A 15,936-nucleotide genomic window follows, 5' to 3' on the forward strand; every position below is an offset into this window, starting at 1 on the left:
GCGTAACATCGCCGACCATGATTCTTGAACAGCTCAAAGCCCTGGGTAATGACACTCGCATGCAAATGATGGAGTGGCTCAAAGACCCGCTCAGCAATTTCCCGCGCCAGGATCATGGCGATCCTGCAATCGGCGTGTGCGTGACCCATTTGCAGCACAAGGCCGGTCTTTCCCCTTCCACTGCTTCGGCGCACCTGGCCATTTTGCAGCGTGCAGGCTTGGTGCTCACCACACGCATCGGCAAGTGGACGTACTACCGGCGCAATGAGCAGGCGATAGATGACTTTGCGGCTAGGCTGAAAGTCGAGTTGTAATTTTTAACCGATCATTTCGTTATTTTGCGTAATGTGAAAACTTGAGGACATCCCGTGAGCATTAAAACTATCTTCGTTGAACCCGGCGGCGGTTATCCAAATGTGGTCGTTGGCAGCAGCGAAGCACGCGCACCTGACAGTGGTGAAATCACTGTACGTTTACATGCCAACTCCCTGAACTATCACGACTTCGCCGTGGTAAGCGGCATGTGGGGACCGAGTCAAAAACGCATTCCCATGGCGGATGGCGCCGGTGAAGTGATTGCCGTCGGCAGTGCGGTCAGCGAGTTCAAGGTCGGCGATTCGGTGGTCAGCACTTTCTTCCCGGAGTGGATCGACGGCACCCCGCTGGTTGAGGGCTTTGTCAGCGTACCCGGTGATGGCATCGATGGTTATGCCCGTGAGCAAGTCACAGCCAAGGCCACCTCGTTTACCCTCGCCCCCACCGGCTACAGCCACGCCCAGGCCTCTACCCTGACCACCGCAGGTCTGACCGCATGGCGCGCCTTGATGGCCGATGACTCGCTCAAGCCCGGCGACACGGTGCTGGTCCAGGGCACGGGCGGGGTTTCGATTTTCGCCCTGCAATTTGCCAAAATGGCCGGCGCCACCGTGATCGCGACCTCTTCCAGCGATGAAAAACTCGAGCGTCTCAAAGCACTGGGCGCTGACCACGTCATCAACTACCGCAAGGACACTGCCTGGGGCGAGACAGCCCGTGCGCTCACCGGCGGTCGCGGGGTGGACCACATCATCGAAGTCGGCGGTCCTGAGACCCTAGAACAGTCGATGATCGCCATTCGCGTGGCCGGGCATATCTCGATCATCGGTATTTTGAGCGGCACCAGCGGCGCCATGAACTTTGTCCCGGCACTGATCAAGCAAGTGCGTCTGCAAGGGGTACTGGTAGGAAGCCGCAGCCAGCAACAGGACATGGTACGGGCGATCAATGCCAGCGGCATGCGCCCGGTCATCGACCGGCACTTCCCGCTGAGCGAGATTGTCGAGGCGTTCAAGTACCAGGAAACCAACCAGCATTTTGGCAAGATCGTGCTGGACATCTGACCCCATCACCGGTGGCGCATTGACAGTGCGTCACCGGCTTCTCTAGATTCAGGCATTTACCCAGAGAGCTAAGCCTGATGAGTCTTGAATCTGTCCGCGCATTTTTCCTCGCCAAAGCACCCGACCTGCACATCATTGAGCTGGCCACCAGTACCGCTACCGTAGCTCTGGCTGCCCAAGCCCATGGCGTTGAGCCCGGCCAGATCGCCAAGACCCTGGCCTTTCGTGTCGGTGAACGCAATGTGCTGCTGGTTGCCCGTGGCGATGCGCGTATCGATAACAAAAAAATCAAGAATGCCCTTGGCAGCAAAGCCAAGATGCTTGATGCCGATACTGTCGTGGCCCTGACCAGTCACCCCGTTGGCGGCGTTTGCCCGTTCGGGCTGGCGACCGATCTGGCGGTATATTGCGACATTTCCCTTAAAGCCTTCACTGAAGTGATGCCTGCAGCTGGCGCTACCCACACCGCTGTGCGTATCAGCCCCGACCGAATGGCCGAACTGGTCAATGCCCAATGGGTCGATGTCTGCCAGGCCAGCCAAACCGAAGAGACCGTTTAAACCGCTCTATTACGGGGCTTACAGGGGCGAATGGCGGCTGTGCATATGGAAAATATGGATGCTATCGATTATCATTATCCACTTCATCTGCACCCTGCCTCGGCTTCAATAAACCAACAAATGCGTGGCCGGGTGCTTTTTTAAAGGACTAATTGAGGCGCCCATGCACCGCTTTTCTTTCAGCAAATCCTTGATTTGCGCCACCCTGGGGATTTTCACCCTGCCCGCTTCAGCGGCCTTTCAACCCGTATCCGAGGCCGCACTGGCCGGTGAATCGGACAGATCCTGTCACTTCAACGCGGACACCAGCTACGACTGCACCTCAACCTATAGCTACACCATCCTCACCAATAACGGTCGCGAAATGATTTCGCGTATCGACTTCAGCTTCCCGGAGTCTGACCGCCTGGAAATAATCAAGGCCGAATCGACCCAACCGGGCGCCAAACCGGTGGCACTGGCTGACACACAAATCGACACCCGGATGGCACCGAACCCGGACCAGGGTTTTTTACGCTTGAAGCAAACCTCGATCGCCTTCCCCAACCTGCGAATCGGCACGATGGTGAGCTATACCCTGCGCGAACACATAGCAGCCAAGCCGCTGAGTCATGAGTTTCACTATGTGCTGATGTTCCCCCCCAATGCGGTGCGTATGGACCGTTTTAAAAACAGCTTCAGCGCTGAAAAGCCAATCGTGTGGCGCAGCGAAATGATGGAAGACTTCAGCTTTACTCCGTCGGCCGACAACAAAAGCCTGGTCATTGAACAGAAGGCACCGCGCTTCGTGAATTATGTCAATGAAGCCGGCAACGCTTATATTCGCCAGCTGCCAAGGGTTGAACTGGGCAGTTCGAGCCGCATGCAGGATTACTTCGGCGATTTTGCCCGGCGCTACACCGAAATTACCGCAGCCAGACTGCCTGCCATCAGTGCCAGGGCAGTGGCCGGCCTTAAAGGCTTGCCGCCGGAGCAACAGGTATCGGGCCTGATGCAGCATATCCACGATAACTATCGTTATCTGGGCGACTGGCGAGCCAGCGATCGGGGCTATGTGCCTTTCACCCTCGCTGAAATCGAAGACCGCGGCTATGGCGACTGCAAAGACCTGGCGGTACTGCTCACAGCCATGCTCAACGCTAGCGGCATCGACGCGCAGACCACCTGGGTCAGCCGTGGCAACATGAGCCTGGGGTTGTTGCTGCCGGGCACCTCAGCACCCAACCACGCCATCGTACGGGCGCGGGTCAACGGTAAAGTCTGGTGGCTCGACCCGACCAATCCGGTGTTCTCGCCGGGGCGCTCCATGCCGGATATTCAGGATCGCTGGGCACTGGTGATAGACCCGCAAGGCGCAGTTCGCCGGGAACATATCCCACAAGAAGAACCTGTTGTCAGCACCCTGGTGCGAAAACAGGAACACTTCAACCCTGATGGCACCGCGCGCACCAGCGCCGACATCGAAATGAGCCAGATGCGCCTGATGAGACTGAGTGTGGCCGATAACCAGTCGGGTATTTCTGGTACCGACCAGGACCTTTGCGACCGGTTCAGCAAGGAACAGACCGATTGCACGATCACACGCTCAGCCACCGGGTTTGTGGTACCCCACAAGTATCAGGTCAAGGCCGAACTGACCGACCTGCGCCCATTGAAGACACTCTCGGGCCAAAGCGTGTACCAGCCCGCCTTCATGACTGAACGCTGGGATGATTTGGTCAATTACCGCCGCACCGGGCAAAAGGCCGATTTGTATCTGGAAGATCCTGAAACCATGGACTACGAGATCACCCTGTCAGGGCTACAGGTTGCGCAGAACATCAAGAGCTGCACCGTTCGCTCGCCCTGGTTCGACATGGACCTCAATGGCAAACAGGTCGAGGGCCATTACCGTTACCAGTACCGCCTGACACAAAAGCAACGCTGGCTGAGCCATGACGACATCATGAGCGGCCCTTTCGAAGCAATGCTCAAGGAAGCCAGAAACTGCAACGATCAGATGCAGCAAGTGGTGACACTGCAAACCGCGGCCTGAGTTAATCAAACAGCTGCAAAAAAGCCTGGCCCTCTTGCGGGGGCCAGGCTTTTTTTTGAGTCCGCTATCAGGCGATCGCGGTATCCACCAACACCTGGGCTTCTTCTACCAGACGGCTCAGGTGCTCGTCACCGATAAAGCTCTCGGCGTAGATTTTGTAAATGTCTTCAGTGCCAGAAGGGCGTGCCGCAAACCAGCCGTTTTTAGTCATCACCTTGAGTCCGCCAATCGCCTGATCGTTGCCGGGCGCATGACTGAGAATCCCGGTAATGTCTTCGCCGGCCAGGCTTGTGGATTTGACTTGCTCCGGCGACAGCTTGCCAAGCAGGGCTTTCTGTTGCGGGGTAGCCTTGGCATCGACCCGGGTCGAGAACGGCAGGCCCAGGTCTTCGGTCATTTGCTGATACAGCTGCGAAGGATCACGACCGGTACGGGCCGTCATTTCTGCGGCCAGCAGCGAAGGAATCAGGCCGTCCTTGTCTGTCGACCAGACACTGCCGTCCAGGCGCAGGAATGAAGCCCCGGCGCTTTCTTCGCCACCAAAGCCCAGCGAGCCTTCAAACAGGCCATCGGCAAACCACTTGAAGCCCACCGGCACTTCGTACAGGCGGCGGCCCAGACGGGCAGCAACCCGGTCAATCAGCCCGCTGCTGACAACGGTCTTGCCAACGGCTGCGTCTGCACGCCAGTGCGGACGGTTCTGGAACAGATAGTCGATGGACACTGCCAGGTAGTTGTTGGGGGCCAACAGACCGCCTGAAGGGGTAACAATGCCGTGGCGGTCATGGTCGGGGTCGCAGGCAAAAGCCACGTCGAAACGCTCTTTAAGGCCAATCAACCCCTGCATGGCATAGCTGGAGGACGGGTCCATGCGGATGCGCCCGTCCCAGTCCACACACATGAAGCGGAAGGTTGGATCTACCGAGGTGTTCACCACTTCCAGGTTCAAGCCGTAGTGCTCGCCGATCGCCGGCCAGTAGTTCACGCCCGCGCCGCCCAATGGGTCCACGCCAAGACGCAGGTTGGCGCCGCGCAGGGCATCCATGTCGATCACGTTCTTCAGATCGGCGACATAGGTATTCAGGTAGTCGTGACGATGGGTGGTGCCGGCCTTCAAGGCCTGTTCGTAGCTGATGCGCTTGACACCCGCCAGCCTGGCCGCCAGTAACTCGTTGGCCTTGGCCTCGATCCACTTGGTGACATCGGTATCGGCCGGGCCGCCGTTAGGCGGGTTGTACTTGAAACCGCCGCTTTCAGGCGGGTTGTGCGACGGTGTAATAACCACACCATCGGCCAGGCCTGAAGTCCGACCGCGGTTGTAGCAAATAATGGCGTGGGAAATGGCCGGCGTCGGGGTGTATTCGTCATTGGCGGCGATCATGGTTTCGACGCCATTGGCGGCAAACACTTCCAGCGCACTGGCACCAGCAGGCGTCGACAGTGCATGGGTGTCGATGCCGACAAACAGCGGACCATTGATGCCTTTCATTTGCCGGTACAGGCAAATGGCCTGGCTGATGGCCAATACATGCCACTCATTGAAACTCAGCTCAAACGAACTGCCGCGGTGACCGGAAGTACCAAAGGCCACACGCTGGGTGGCGATCGCTGCATCAGGTTGACCGGTGTAATAAGCGGTCACCAGTCGCGCAATATCGACCAGCAATTTCGCAGGAGCCGGTTTGCCCGCAAGAGGACTGAGAGTCATGCAAAACCTCGGGAAATAAATGATTCAGAGGAAAAAAGGCAGTTTACTGGCAGTTCGACACTGGCGCGAAGCAATCTATCCCTGCAAGTGCATCTGTTTTGCACTTAAATAGCCTTTTAGTTGTCAGATACAGCCCATAGATTCACCTGAACGACATTTTTCTGTTCTGAAATAAGGAAGCAGCATGAAACCACTCTTGATCAGCGCGGCCCTGGCCCTTTCGCTGAGTACGCTGTGCAGCGTCGCCAACGCCGCCAAACTTGAGGATGTGGCGCCCTACCCTAAAGCCGAAGCGGGCTATAGCCGACAAGTCATTCACCTGCCCAAGCAAAAGAATGAGGACGACTACAAAGTCCAGATCATTGCCGGCAAGACCCTGCAGGTGGACTGCAACCAGCAGCGTCTGGGCGGCAAGCTGGAAGAAAAAACCCTCAAGGGCTGGGGCTATCCGATGTATCGCCTGAACAAGGTCAGCGGGCCGATGAGCACGATGATGGCCTGCCCTGAAGGCAAGTCGCACCCCGAATTTGTCCCCGTGGTCGGCGATGGCTTCATGCTGCGCTATAACAGCAAGTTGCCGATCGTGGTCTACGTGCCCAAGGACATAGAAGTGCGTTACCGGATCTGGTCGGCCTCCAAGCAGATCAAGCAGGCGGTCAGCGAGTAAACAATCAATAACGCTGACAAGGAACGACGGCTGCGACAGGCATCTTTAAATGCGCGAGCCCTGCGGGCTCGATCGCAGCCTTCGTTCCTCGTCAGCGACTATGGCTCTGCTGACTATTGCAAGCCGACGCGATACAACGCGCCGTTGCTTTCATCGGTCAAGACATACAAATAACCGTCCGGGCCCTGGCGCACGTCCCGGATACGCGCGTTCAGACCGCCCAACAAGCGCTCTTCATGCACCACCTTGTCACCATCAAGCTGTAGCCGGATCAGGTCTTTATCGGCCAGCGCGCCGATAAACAGGTTGTGCTGCCAGGGCTTGAAGCGCTCCCCATCGTAGAACGCCATCCCGCTAATGCCCGGAGACTTCTCCCACACATGATGGGGGCCTGTGGTTCCTTCGGCTGTTTTGCCCCCGGCTTCAGAGATGGGCTGCGAAGAATAGTCAATGCCATGGGTCGCCAGTGGCCAGCCATAGTTCTTGCCGCGCTCGATCAGGTTGATTTCGTCGCCGCCTTTGGGGCCATGCTCATGGCTCCAGAGTGTCCCGGTCCAGGGGTTCAGGGTGGCACCCTGCTGATTGCGATGGCCAAATGACCAGATTTCCGGGCGTACCCCTTGCTGGCCTACAAACGGGTTGTCGGGCGGGATTCGACCGTCAGGGTATATGCGCACCACTTTGCCCTGCAGCTTGTCGAGGTCCTGGGCAGTCGGTCGCTGATTATTTTCGCCAAGGGCAATAAATAAATAGCCATCACGGTCAAACACCAGACGTGAGCCGAAATGGTTGCCGGTTGACAGTTTGGGCTCCTGACGAAAGATCACCTCAAAGTTGCTGAGTTTGGTCAGATCATCCGACAAGCGCCCGCGTCCAACCGTGGTCCCCGCTTTGCCGTCCTCACCACCCCCTTCGGCGTAGGACAGGTACACCAGGCGATCCTCGACAAAACTCGGCGACAGCACCACATCCAGCAGGCCGCCCTGCCCTTTGGCCCATACCTGGGGAACACCGGATAGCGGGGCAGACAGTTTGCCGGACGGGCTCACCACCCGCAGGTTGCCCGGAAGTTCGGTAACCAGCATGCCCTGCTTTTCCGGGAGAAAGGCCAGGGCCCAGGGATGTACAAGGCCTTCGACAACTGGCGTTGCAGTGACTGTTCCGGACTCGGAGGCAAAGGTCCGCTGGGCATCGGCATGGGCCATGACAGCCACATTGAGCAGCGAGGTGGCGCACAGCGTGGCCAGGGTTTTTCTCAACATTGGCTGATCCTTGTTCGATTAACGATTGTCCCGCGGCTGAAGCGATGGCGCCGTTGGCTTGATGGTCCGGGGTGGGGGCTGGCTACGCGGGTAGCCATTGCCGATTTGCCCGTTCTCAATGGACGGCTGGCGTATCACAGGGGCCGTCGACGGGCTTCGTACCGCTGGCGTTGCGGGGATCGTGCCCTGCCGGCTGTTGGGATTGATGCGTCGCAGCGTATTGTCTGCAGGCGCAGAATTGGGGCTCAGGGTGTTTTGCGCCACCCGCCCGGGCTCTGAAGTCAAAGAGGTGCCGGCCTGCGCCTGGGCGACAAGTACAGCCCCCAGGAGCAAGCATAGATAGCTGGACCGGATAATATTCATCTTCGCCCCCATGGTTTGTTCATCACATGGCTCCTGTGCGGGGCCGTTCACTGGCAGGCTCAGTCTTCAGGACCGATCTCGATGACCACTGATTCCCGGGCCTCCTCCAGCAACGCCTGACGGCAGACCTGATAGCAATCCTCGATATGGCCGTTGCCGACCATTTTCATCACCCCAAAACTGATGGTTGCGGCGACCGCCTGCCCCACAAACGGCACGAAGCGGATCACCGACTTGGTCGCCACCTTGGTGCCCATCTTGCGTACCAAGGACATGACCAGTGTCCGGCTGATGAATTTACCGATGACTTCACTGCCGATCCCGGAAACCGCCACCACAATCAGGCGCCTGGACCGCGAGTCCAGCCGCTCGATCTGCTGCGGGGTCAGTCCGAACTTGCTGTTGATCGCCGGCAGCATTTCCACCAGCAACGCCACATCAGTGCCTATGTCGAGCCCGGGAATAGGGATGGCCGCGGCGCCTGCCGATACGGCCGAGCGTTTGGTGACCATGGATTTGCACTCGTCACGAATGCGATCAAGTTCGGCCAGTGACCTGATTAACATAAGTTACCCCCCGCCAATTAAAAATAACGCGAACCTAGTCTACTACGGCCTTCAGACCGCCAAGGCAGCTCTGCTTTTGATGTAGAGGATAGATGGGGCGAGAAATTCACAAGGCTGGAAAAGGTTTTTCGCCACGAACGGGCTCAGGCAGGAACAGAGGGGGTAAGCCTGTACTCTTGTGAAGTACAGGCCTGGCGCATTACACGTCTTTTTTGACTTTGGCCCACTCGGACTTGATTTTTTGCACGAAGGATTCTTTCGGCGTTTCCTTGCAGGCAGTGATTACCAGTGGGGTGATTTTGGCAACGCCGTCCACGTCCAGAACAGCATCCTCAACCTGGCCTTTCTTGTTCACTGCTTCACCCAGACCAACGGCGATCGGCTGATAGGTTTCATCAACCGCCAGGAAATCCGCGCACGTCCATTGCGCAACAGGCTGCTTGGCATCAGCTTGTGCCAGGCCCGACAGTGCGACAAGACTGACAGCGCTCAACAGCAGAATGTGCTTCTTCATATGAATATTTCCCTATTATCAAAAAGAGTTGATGTGTTTCTACCTGCCGCCAAGAACATAGTAGTGAATGCATTAGCTGTCAAAAAATCACTACAACTTATTTATTCTTTTAGCGCCTGAAACACCAGGGTTTTACATTTAAAAGACACACTAAACCTGAACGGATATCGCGTTATCCGTTCAGTACCTTCAGCAACTAAGGTCCAAGTTTCGCAGGCTCCCGACACTGGGTAAGAATGCCTGCTGAATTGGCTATGGCGGGCCGTTTATTGAGAAAGAATGACCTTCATTGCCTTCTCCTTTGCCGCATTGCCGAACACCTCATAAGCCTGAAGAATGTCGTTGAGTGCGAATCGGTGGGTAATCAGCTGGCCGGCATCTACCTTGCCGGACTGCACCGTTTTCATGAGCATGGGCGTGGTGTTGGTATTGACCAGCCCGGTCGAAATGGTGACGTTCTGGATCCAGAGTTTTTCCAGGTGCAGCTCAACACTTTTGCCATGCACCCCCACGTTGGCAATGCTGCCTCCAGGGGCTACAACCGACTGGCAGGTATCGAAGGATGCCGGGATGCCCACCGCCTCAATCGCCACATCCACCCCTACCCCCTGGGTCAACTCGAAGATGCGTTCAACGGCATTCTGCGTGTTGATATCAATCACATGGGTCGCGCCAAAACGCTGCGCAACTTCAAGACGATTGGTGTCGCCATCAACCATGATCAGCAAGGCGGGCGAGTAAAATTGCGCCGTCAGCAAGGCGGCCATGCCCACAGGGCCCGCCCCGACTATCACCACACTGTCACCCGGCTTGACCTTGCCGGCGAGCACGCCGATCTCGAAGCCGGTAGGCAAAATGTCGCTGAGCATCACCAGCGCTTCTTCATCCGCGCCGGCGGGCACCGGGTACAGGCTGTTGTCGGCATGGGGAATACGCACATATTCGGCCTGGGTACCGTCAATCGTATGGCCCAGAATCCAGCCGCCGTCAGCGCAATGGGAGTACATCTGCCGCCGGCAGTTGGGGCAACTGCCGCATGAGGTGATGCATGAAATCAGCACATGATCACCGGGCTTGAAGTTGCGAATTGCCGGCCCTACGGCCTCGACCACTCCGACCCCTTCATGGCCCAGCACCGTACCTTTGGTGACCTCGGGTACATCGCCCTTGAGGATGTGCAGATCGGTACCACAGATAGTGGTGTGCAAAATACGGACTATGGCATCGGTCGGCTTGTCGATGACCGGTTTGGCGATATCAGACCAGGCTTTTGCGCCTGGCCCCTGATAGGTGAGCGCTTTCATATGGGCTTTCCTTAGTCAGATCAAAAAACAACAGCAACTGGCGTTGATGTGACTCAAGCGCCAGCCCCCAAAGTCGTTCGATGCAGTTAAGCAGCCTTTTCTCCATACACCCTTGCCGCAGGTCATAAAGCCCCGGGTTAAGCATGCGGTCTGTCGCCTCTAGCCTTTGGACGACACCGAGAAATCGGTTTCGCCCCTGGCGTCGGACCTGAGTTCAATCTTGTAAGTCTTGCTGGTGCCACAGCCGGACACCTGCCAGGTTTCAACCGCTTTGCTGATTGACCCGGTGGGCGATTGCTCAACACTGGCAATCGTGGTGTCCACATTGCTGATGGACCTGCATTGGGTCATTGCCGAGAACAGGCCCTGCACATTCACCAGCACATCCTTGCGCAGGACGGGGTCAGTGACCGACTGGCCGCTGAAGGGTGGGCTATGGGCGCAGCCCGTCAGGGTAGCGGCGGCGAAAACGATACTGATGAGGGCAAAGTGACACTTGTTCTTGATCTGCATATTCAATCCTTGAAACGGCTCCATGCCGTGCCTGAACCCGGCAGCCTAGCAGTATCGGAGCACCGCCGGTATCAGGCAGTGACCCTGCGCCATGAACTGAGCAGTGGCGACTCGCCCGGATAATATTATTCGGGCGAGTCGTGGCTTCGAAAAAGGCATGCAGTGGCACCGGAAGTTGAATACTCGGTGACAGTTTTTAAATATTCACCGCCCTTATCCATGGCCGGCTCTGCCATTAAGTAGCATTAAACTTTACTGACTTTTATACCTTTGAAAAACAGCAGCAGTAATACCCCCGCCAATATTTCAAAACCGGCCACCATATACAGGCCTGCCGCCAGGCTACCGGTCTGGGTTTTAAGCCAGCCGATCATATAAGGCGCGACGAACCCTGCCAGATTGCCGATGCAGTTGATCAGGGCGATGCCCCCTGCTGCTGCAGTACCTGCCAGAAATGCACCCGGAATTGACCAGAACACCGGAAAAGCCGCAAGAATGCCCATGGCTGCAACGGTCAAGGCGATAAGTGCCAGTACTGCGTTACCGATAAACAGGCCGGTGCAGACCAACCCCAGCCCTGCCAGGATCGCAGCCATGGCGCAATGGATGCGGCGCTCGGCGCTCTTGTCAGAATGGAAGCCGTTCCACAGCATCGCCACAGTCCCCAAAATAAAAGGGATTGAGGAAAGCAGCCCGATGTTCATGGTGTCATTCACACCCAGGGACTTGATGACCGATGGAGTCCAGAACGCAATGGTTGCGTTACCGCTCACCAGGCAGAAGTAGACCAGTGCACACAACCACAATTTGGGATAACGCAACAGAGTCCGCAGGTCGCTGTGTTTACCCGGCGCGCTGTCCTCGCGGGCAATGGTAGCGGACACCATTTTGCGCTGTGCCGCCGTCAGCCACTTGGCATTCGCCGGTTTTTCCGGAAGATAGCGCAGCACCAGGAAGCCGGCGATAACCGACGGAATACCTTCCAGGATAAACAGCCATTGCCAGTTGGCCAGACTGCCGACACCCACCATGCGACTCATGATGAAACCGGCCAGTGGCCCGCCGACGACCCCGGCAATTGCGAAAGAGGTCATGAACATGCCGTTGATCTTGGCCCGCTGGGCCGCTGGAAACCAGTAAGTGAGGTACAACACCACCCCCGGAAAGAAACCCGCTTCAAAGGCCCCCAGCAAAAACCGCAACACATAGAAGGACCAGGCACTTTCAACATAGGCCATGGCAATGGACGTCAGGCCCCACATGATGGTGATGCGCGCCAGGGTGCGGCGGGCACCGATTTTTTCCAGAAGCAGATTGCTCGGCACTTCAAAAAAGAAGTAGCCGATAAAGAAAATCCCCGCTCCCAGGCCGTAGACCGCCTCACTGAAGCCCAGGTCCTGCAACATGGAGAGTTTGGCGAAGCCGACATTCACCCGGTCGATCCAGGCCAGCACGAAGAGAAACACTAAAAACGGCAACAGGCGCCAGGCGATCTTTCGATAGACAGCACTGACTTCGGCCGCTACCGGGTCGAGGTCAAGCTCTGAAGCCATTGTTGTACTTGGGTTGCTTCGGTTCATAAGTCATCTCGTCAATACGTTGCGCAGTGAGCCGCCGCTGCCGATTTCCAGGCGAGCGTCGGCGCACGGTGGTTGGCCGTGGCGTTCCGGGAGCAAAGCAGTATTAAAAATCAGGCAGGCCGGGCCTGCCCTCCAGTTACGGGCAAGGCATCAGGCGACTCCCCGCAACAGAGCCTCAACCGCGCGCGACACTTGCAGCACCCGTGCGTCCTGCCCGTGCAGTCCCGCGATTGATAGCCCCACCGGCAACTCTTCAGCCAGCTGACAGGGCAAACTCAAGGCGCAACCGTCGAGAAAATTGATCACACTGGTATTGCGCAGCACCAGGCCATTGGCGGCGAAAAAGCTTTCGTCCGTGGCAAGGTCTGCCAGCTTCGGCGGTACCACGGCGACACTGGGCATCAGCCAGGCATCGGCATCGCCCAGACGCTCCCGGGCGATGGCAATCAAGCGCTGGCGTTCGACCTGGGTATCCAGGTAATCAGCTGCACCAATGGCCGCACCGCGCCGAATGCGCTGGGCGACACGGGCGTCGTACTGCTGTGCGTCGTCGCCTTCCAGCCACTGGCGATGGCCGTGCCAGGCTTCGGCGGCGGTCAGTCCGCCGGCAGCGTTGATACGGGGCAACTGGTGCAGCTCGGGAAAATCAAACCAGCGGATGCTGGCCCCGGCCTCGGCGAGCAGGCCCAAACTGCGCTCGAAAGCCACAGCCACGGTCTCATCCAGCTGATCGAGGACGAAATCCCGGGTCACCGCCAGACGCAGGCCGGCCAGGGACGGCATGGGGGTAGCGAGTTGCTCCCCCGAGAGAATCCGGTCCAGCAGGATGCTGTCGGCGACACTGCGGGTCAGAGCGCCAATGGAATCCAGGCTCGGCGCCAGGGGGAAGGTACCGGTTAGCGGGACGCGACTGGCACTGGGTTTGAACCCGGTCAGATTGCAGAAGGCCGCCGGAATCCTGATCGAGCCGCCGGTATCGGTGCCCAGCCCCGCGACCGCCATCTCGAGCGCCACACTGACCGCGGCGCCGGAGCTGGAGCCACCGGCAATGCGCTGTTCTGCACATGGGGTCAGCGGTGTGCCGTAATGAGGATTCAGTCCGAGACCGGAAAATGCAAACTCACTCATATTGGTTCGACCCAGCACAATTGCCCCCGCCGCTCTCAACCGCTCCACGACCACTGCATCGCGACTGGCCGCCGGTGCCTCGGCCAGCAGACTGGAGCCGCTGGCCGTGATCTGCCCGGCCACATCGAACAGGTCCTTGATCGAAACCGGCAGGCCGGCCAGGGCCGACGGCACATAGCCCGAAGACCGCGCCAGGTCGCTGGCACGGGCCGCCAGCAAGGCGCTGCTGGCATCAACGCTGATATAGGCCACTCCGCCTGCCTCGCGATGTGCCTCAATGCGGGCCAATGCCTGTTTGACCAGCGCCTCGCTGGTGGTACGACCCTCAGCCAGGTCCCGGGCGAGCTGTGCAATATCTTTCATTGTCTGTTCACTCCGCCACAGGCAGCGACTCGACACCGTACTGGTGACGCAGGCTGCGGTTAAGGACGGGGTCGAACAATTCCATTTCAAAGGCTTCGCCATAACCCAGTTCGCCAATCACCGATTGGGTGCCGCAGAACATCGCGGTATCAGCTGGCAATGCGCCGGCGCTGTTGAGTTTTCCCAACAGGGTTTGCGGCGCCAGCAAATTGGTCACCGGGCCTTGCTGATACAGCGCACGTTCGCCATCACGCACGCGCCAGGTACGCATTACCAGTTGATCCCAATGCGCCTCAACTTCGGCAAAGCGCCAGACCTGCTGCGCAATCGGCTTGTCGCACATCTGTTTCGACACCGTGACGTCGTAGCTTTCAACCTTGCGATCGGTGTGATCCGAGCCCAGGCCGATCAACAGCCCCTCCTCACTTGGAATCAATACAAACTCGGTCTCGCCGGAAGAGTCCTTACCCGGCACCTGGATGCTCTGCGCGGTGTTCAGCAGGCTGGCCGAAACCCGGTAGAAACACGGGATCTGCGTAGGACGGCGCACGCCAAGAGCTTCCAGTTCGGCAATATGGTGTTCCACCGCTTCACTGTTACGCCCTGCCCAGCCGGCAATGATCAAATGCTTGATGCTGGCCTGGTGCTCACCTTGGCCGACGACGTGGAAAGTCAATTGAGTCATGAAAGAGTGCTCCGGATCGATAATTAAAGGGTGCGCATGATGGCGCGACGGAAGTCGTCGATGTGGTGATGGATCGCTGCGACAGCGGCATCGCCGTCTCTCTGTTCCACCGCCTCGAGAATGTGCATGTGCTCGTCATAGATGCGCTGGCTGTGGTGGTTTTCCGACAGCGTCAGGTACCAGAAACGGGCCTGCTTTTCGTGCAGGTTGCGCAGCAGTTCAGCCAGGACGCGATTGTGTGCGGCGGCTGAAATCGACATATGAAATTGCAGATCCAGCGTCATGAGCCCGGTCACGTCGTGGTCCGCCAGCAATTGAGGGGTGCGCTCCAGAATGTCGCGCATGGCCTTGATATCAGTGTCGTGGGCACGTTCCACCGCCAGCTTGATACACAGCTGCTCGTTGGAAACACGCACCTCGATCATATCCAGCACATCGTTAAGTGACAGCGCGGTCACCATCACCCCCTTGCGCGGCATGATCGTGACCATGCCTTCTACTTCAAGGCGATGCAGCGCCTGGTGGATCGGCGTTCGGCCAAGCCCCAGCAGCGCTGCCAGCTGCGCCTCGTTGATGGCGTCGCCAGGGCGGAACTCGCAGCTGATGATCCGCTGCTTTATTTGCGCATACGCCAGCTCCCGCAGTTGGGCGGCGCTCTTGATGAGCGGCGGCGTGGACTGCTGATGGCTGGAAACATCAATGGATTTCGGCATTTTCACTCCTGATATTCATCTGATATATCAGATGAATATCAGACTAAGCAAAGCCTGTGCCAGACTCTGCGCAGTGACTGAAAACGCCGGTTTACAAGGGATCGGGGGAAACAAGGATGAGCGAAGGGAGGCTCCGGGGAATGTAACTTGTTACTTATTTGCCCGATTTAGTGCGCGCACGCGCTTTTTTTGTGCGCCATGCAGGGCAAGCATCCCTAGGGATGCCGGTGGACGGTGACAGCCACTAACCTGATCACAATGGGGCGAACCACAAGAATGCACAGGAATGCCACCGTCATGGCCAATCGATAGGCGCCCAGGGCATTGCTTAGATAATCCTCATTAATCCCGGAGTTGGCCGCCGTGATCACCAATGACATGAGAAAGGCCATGATTGCCGCCATATAGAACGCAAATACATAGGGAGCCATGGCGGCCGAGAGCTTCAATCGATTGTAAAAACGGATATTTGCAGAAGTCTTTGAATTCATGTCCAGCCCTTTTAAACACGGTTTCTTTGGGGAAACGCACCATATCAAGAACAAAAGTGCGCAACTAGACGGTAATTTCCGCTTACTTTATAAAGTAAAACTTAC

At 57.6% G+C, this 15,936-nt stretch carries 16 protein-coding genes; 5 read left to right on the plus strand and 11 right to left on the minus strand.

Translation table 11 applies throughout. The features are described from left to right. The first annotated feature begins 17 nt into the window (after positions 1-17). From B195_RS12265 to B195_RS12280, 4 genes are all read left to right on the plus strand, one after another. The gene (locus tag B195_RS12265) at positions 18-314 is read left to right on the plus strand and encodes a helix-turn-helix transcriptional regulator (RefSeq protein ID WP_003445757.1); all 297 of its coding nucleotides are present in this window, start codon (positions 18-20) and stop codon (positions 312-314) included. A gap of 54 nt (positions 315-368) precedes the next feature. Continuing rightward, the gene (locus tag B195_RS12270) at positions 369-1,379 is read left to right on the plus strand and encodes an NAD(P)-dependent alcohol dehydrogenase (protein ID WP_003445759.1); all 1,011 of its coding nucleotides are present in this window, start codon (positions 369-371) and stop codon (positions 1,377-1,379) included. Positions 1,380-1,456: 77 nt separating this feature from the next. Next, positions 1,457-1,939 carry a YbaK/EbsC family protein gene (locus B195_RS12275; RefSeq protein ID WP_003445761.1) on the plus strand — a complete coding sequence of 161 codons (483 nt, stop codon included), beginning with the start codon at positions 1,457-1,459 and terminating at the stop codon, positions 1,937-1,939. Positions 1,940-2,102: 163 nt separating this feature from the next. Next, positions 2,103-3,974, plus strand: a complete 1,872-nt coding sequence (locus tag B195_RS12280; RefSeq protein ID WP_003445762.1) for a DUF3857 domain-containing transglutaminase family protein — start codon at positions 2,103-2,105, stop codon at positions 3,972-3,974. A 67-nt stretch (positions 3,975-4,041) separates the two neighbouring features. Here the strand turns inward: B195_RS12280 and pgm are convergent, their stop codons facing one another. Continuing rightward, positions 4,042-5,682: a phosphoglucomutase (alpha-D-glucose-1,6-bisphosphate-dependent) gene (gene pgm, locus B195_RS12285; RefSeq protein ID WP_003445764.1), complete on the minus strand. Its 1,641-nt coding sequence runs from the start codon at positions 5,680-5,682 to the stop codon at positions 4,042-4,044. 184 nt (positions 5,683-5,866) lie between these two features. Here pgm and eco point away from each other — a divergent pair, with 184 nt between their 5' ends. Then, the gene (gene eco, locus B195_RS12290) at positions 5,867-6,349 is read left to right on the plus strand and encodes a serine protease inhibitor ecotin (RefSeq protein WP_003445767.1); all 483 of its coding nucleotides are present in this window, start codon (positions 5,867-5,869) and stop codon (positions 6,347-6,349) included. 113 nt (positions 6,350-6,462) lie between these two features. Here eco and B195_RS12295 read toward each other — a convergent pair whose 3' ends face one another. From B195_RS12295 to B195_RS12345, 10 genes are all read right to left on the minus strand, one after another. Further along, positions 6,463-7,611 carry a PQQ-dependent sugar dehydrogenase gene (locus tag B195_RS12295; RefSeq protein WP_003445769.1) on the minus strand — a complete coding sequence of 383 codons (1,149 nt, stop codon included), beginning with the start codon at positions 7,609-7,611 and terminating at the stop codon, positions 6,463-6,465. A 422-nt stretch (positions 7,612-8,033) separates the two neighbouring features. After that, the gene (locus B195_RS12305; RefSeq protein WP_003445772.1) at positions 8,034-8,540 is read right to left on the minus strand and encodes a hypothetical protein; all 507 of its coding nucleotides are present in this window, start codon (positions 8,538-8,540) and stop codon (positions 8,034-8,036) included. Between the two features lie 199 nt (positions 8,541-8,739). Beyond that, positions 8,740-9,054: an acid-activated periplasmic chaperone HdeA gene (hdeA, locus tag B195_RS12310; protein WP_003445774.1), complete on the minus strand. Its 315-nt coding sequence runs from the start codon at positions 9,052-9,054 to the stop codon at positions 8,740-8,742. A 266-nt stretch (positions 9,055-9,320) separates the two neighbouring features. After that, positions 9,321-10,358: a zinc-dependent alcohol dehydrogenase family protein gene (locus B195_RS12315; protein ID WP_003445776.1), complete on the minus strand. Its 1,038-nt coding sequence runs from the start codon at positions 10,356-10,358 to the stop codon at positions 9,321-9,323. A 159-nt stretch (positions 10,359-10,517) separates the two neighbouring features. Next, complete coding sequence (locus tag B195_RS12320; protein ID WP_003445777.1) at positions 10,518-10,871, minus strand: hypothetical protein; 354 nt, start codon at positions 10,869-10,871, stop codon at positions 10,518-10,520. Between the two features lie 245 nt (positions 10,872-11,116). After that, entirely contained in the window at positions 11,117-12,451 is a 1,335-nt protein-coding gene (locus B195_RS12325; RefSeq protein WP_238143928.1) for an MFS transporter, read from the minus strand. A 150-nt stretch (positions 12,452-12,601) separates the two neighbouring features. Further along, positions 12,602-13,942, minus strand: a complete 1,341-nt coding sequence (locus B195_RS12330) for an amidase (protein ID WP_003445780.1) — start codon at positions 13,940-13,942, stop codon at positions 12,602-12,604. A gap of 7 nt (positions 13,943-13,949) precedes the next feature. Further along, positions 13,950-14,627, minus strand: a complete 678-nt coding sequence (locus B195_RS12335) for a DUF2848 domain-containing protein (RefSeq protein WP_003445790.1) — start codon at positions 14,625-14,627, stop codon at positions 13,950-13,952. Between the two features lie 23 nt (positions 14,628-14,650). Next, positions 14,651-15,340, minus strand: a complete 690-nt coding sequence (locus B195_RS12340; protein WP_003445792.1) for a GntR family transcriptional regulator — start codon at positions 15,338-15,340, stop codon at positions 14,651-14,653. A 215-nt stretch (positions 15,341-15,555) separates the two neighbouring features. After that, positions 15,556-15,831 carry a DUF2798 domain-containing protein gene (locus tag B195_RS12345; protein WP_003445794.1) on the minus strand — a complete coding sequence of 92 codons (276 nt, stop codon included), beginning with the start codon at positions 15,829-15,831 and terminating at the stop codon, positions 15,556-15,558. Between the last annotated feature and the right edge of the window lie 105 nt (positions 15,832-15,936).

The organism is Pseudomonas sp. Lz4W, from assembly GCF_000346225.2.
GTDB lineage: Bacteria > Pseudomonadota > Gammaproteobacteria > Pseudomonadales > Pseudomonadaceae > Aquipseudomonas > Aquipseudomonas paraversuta.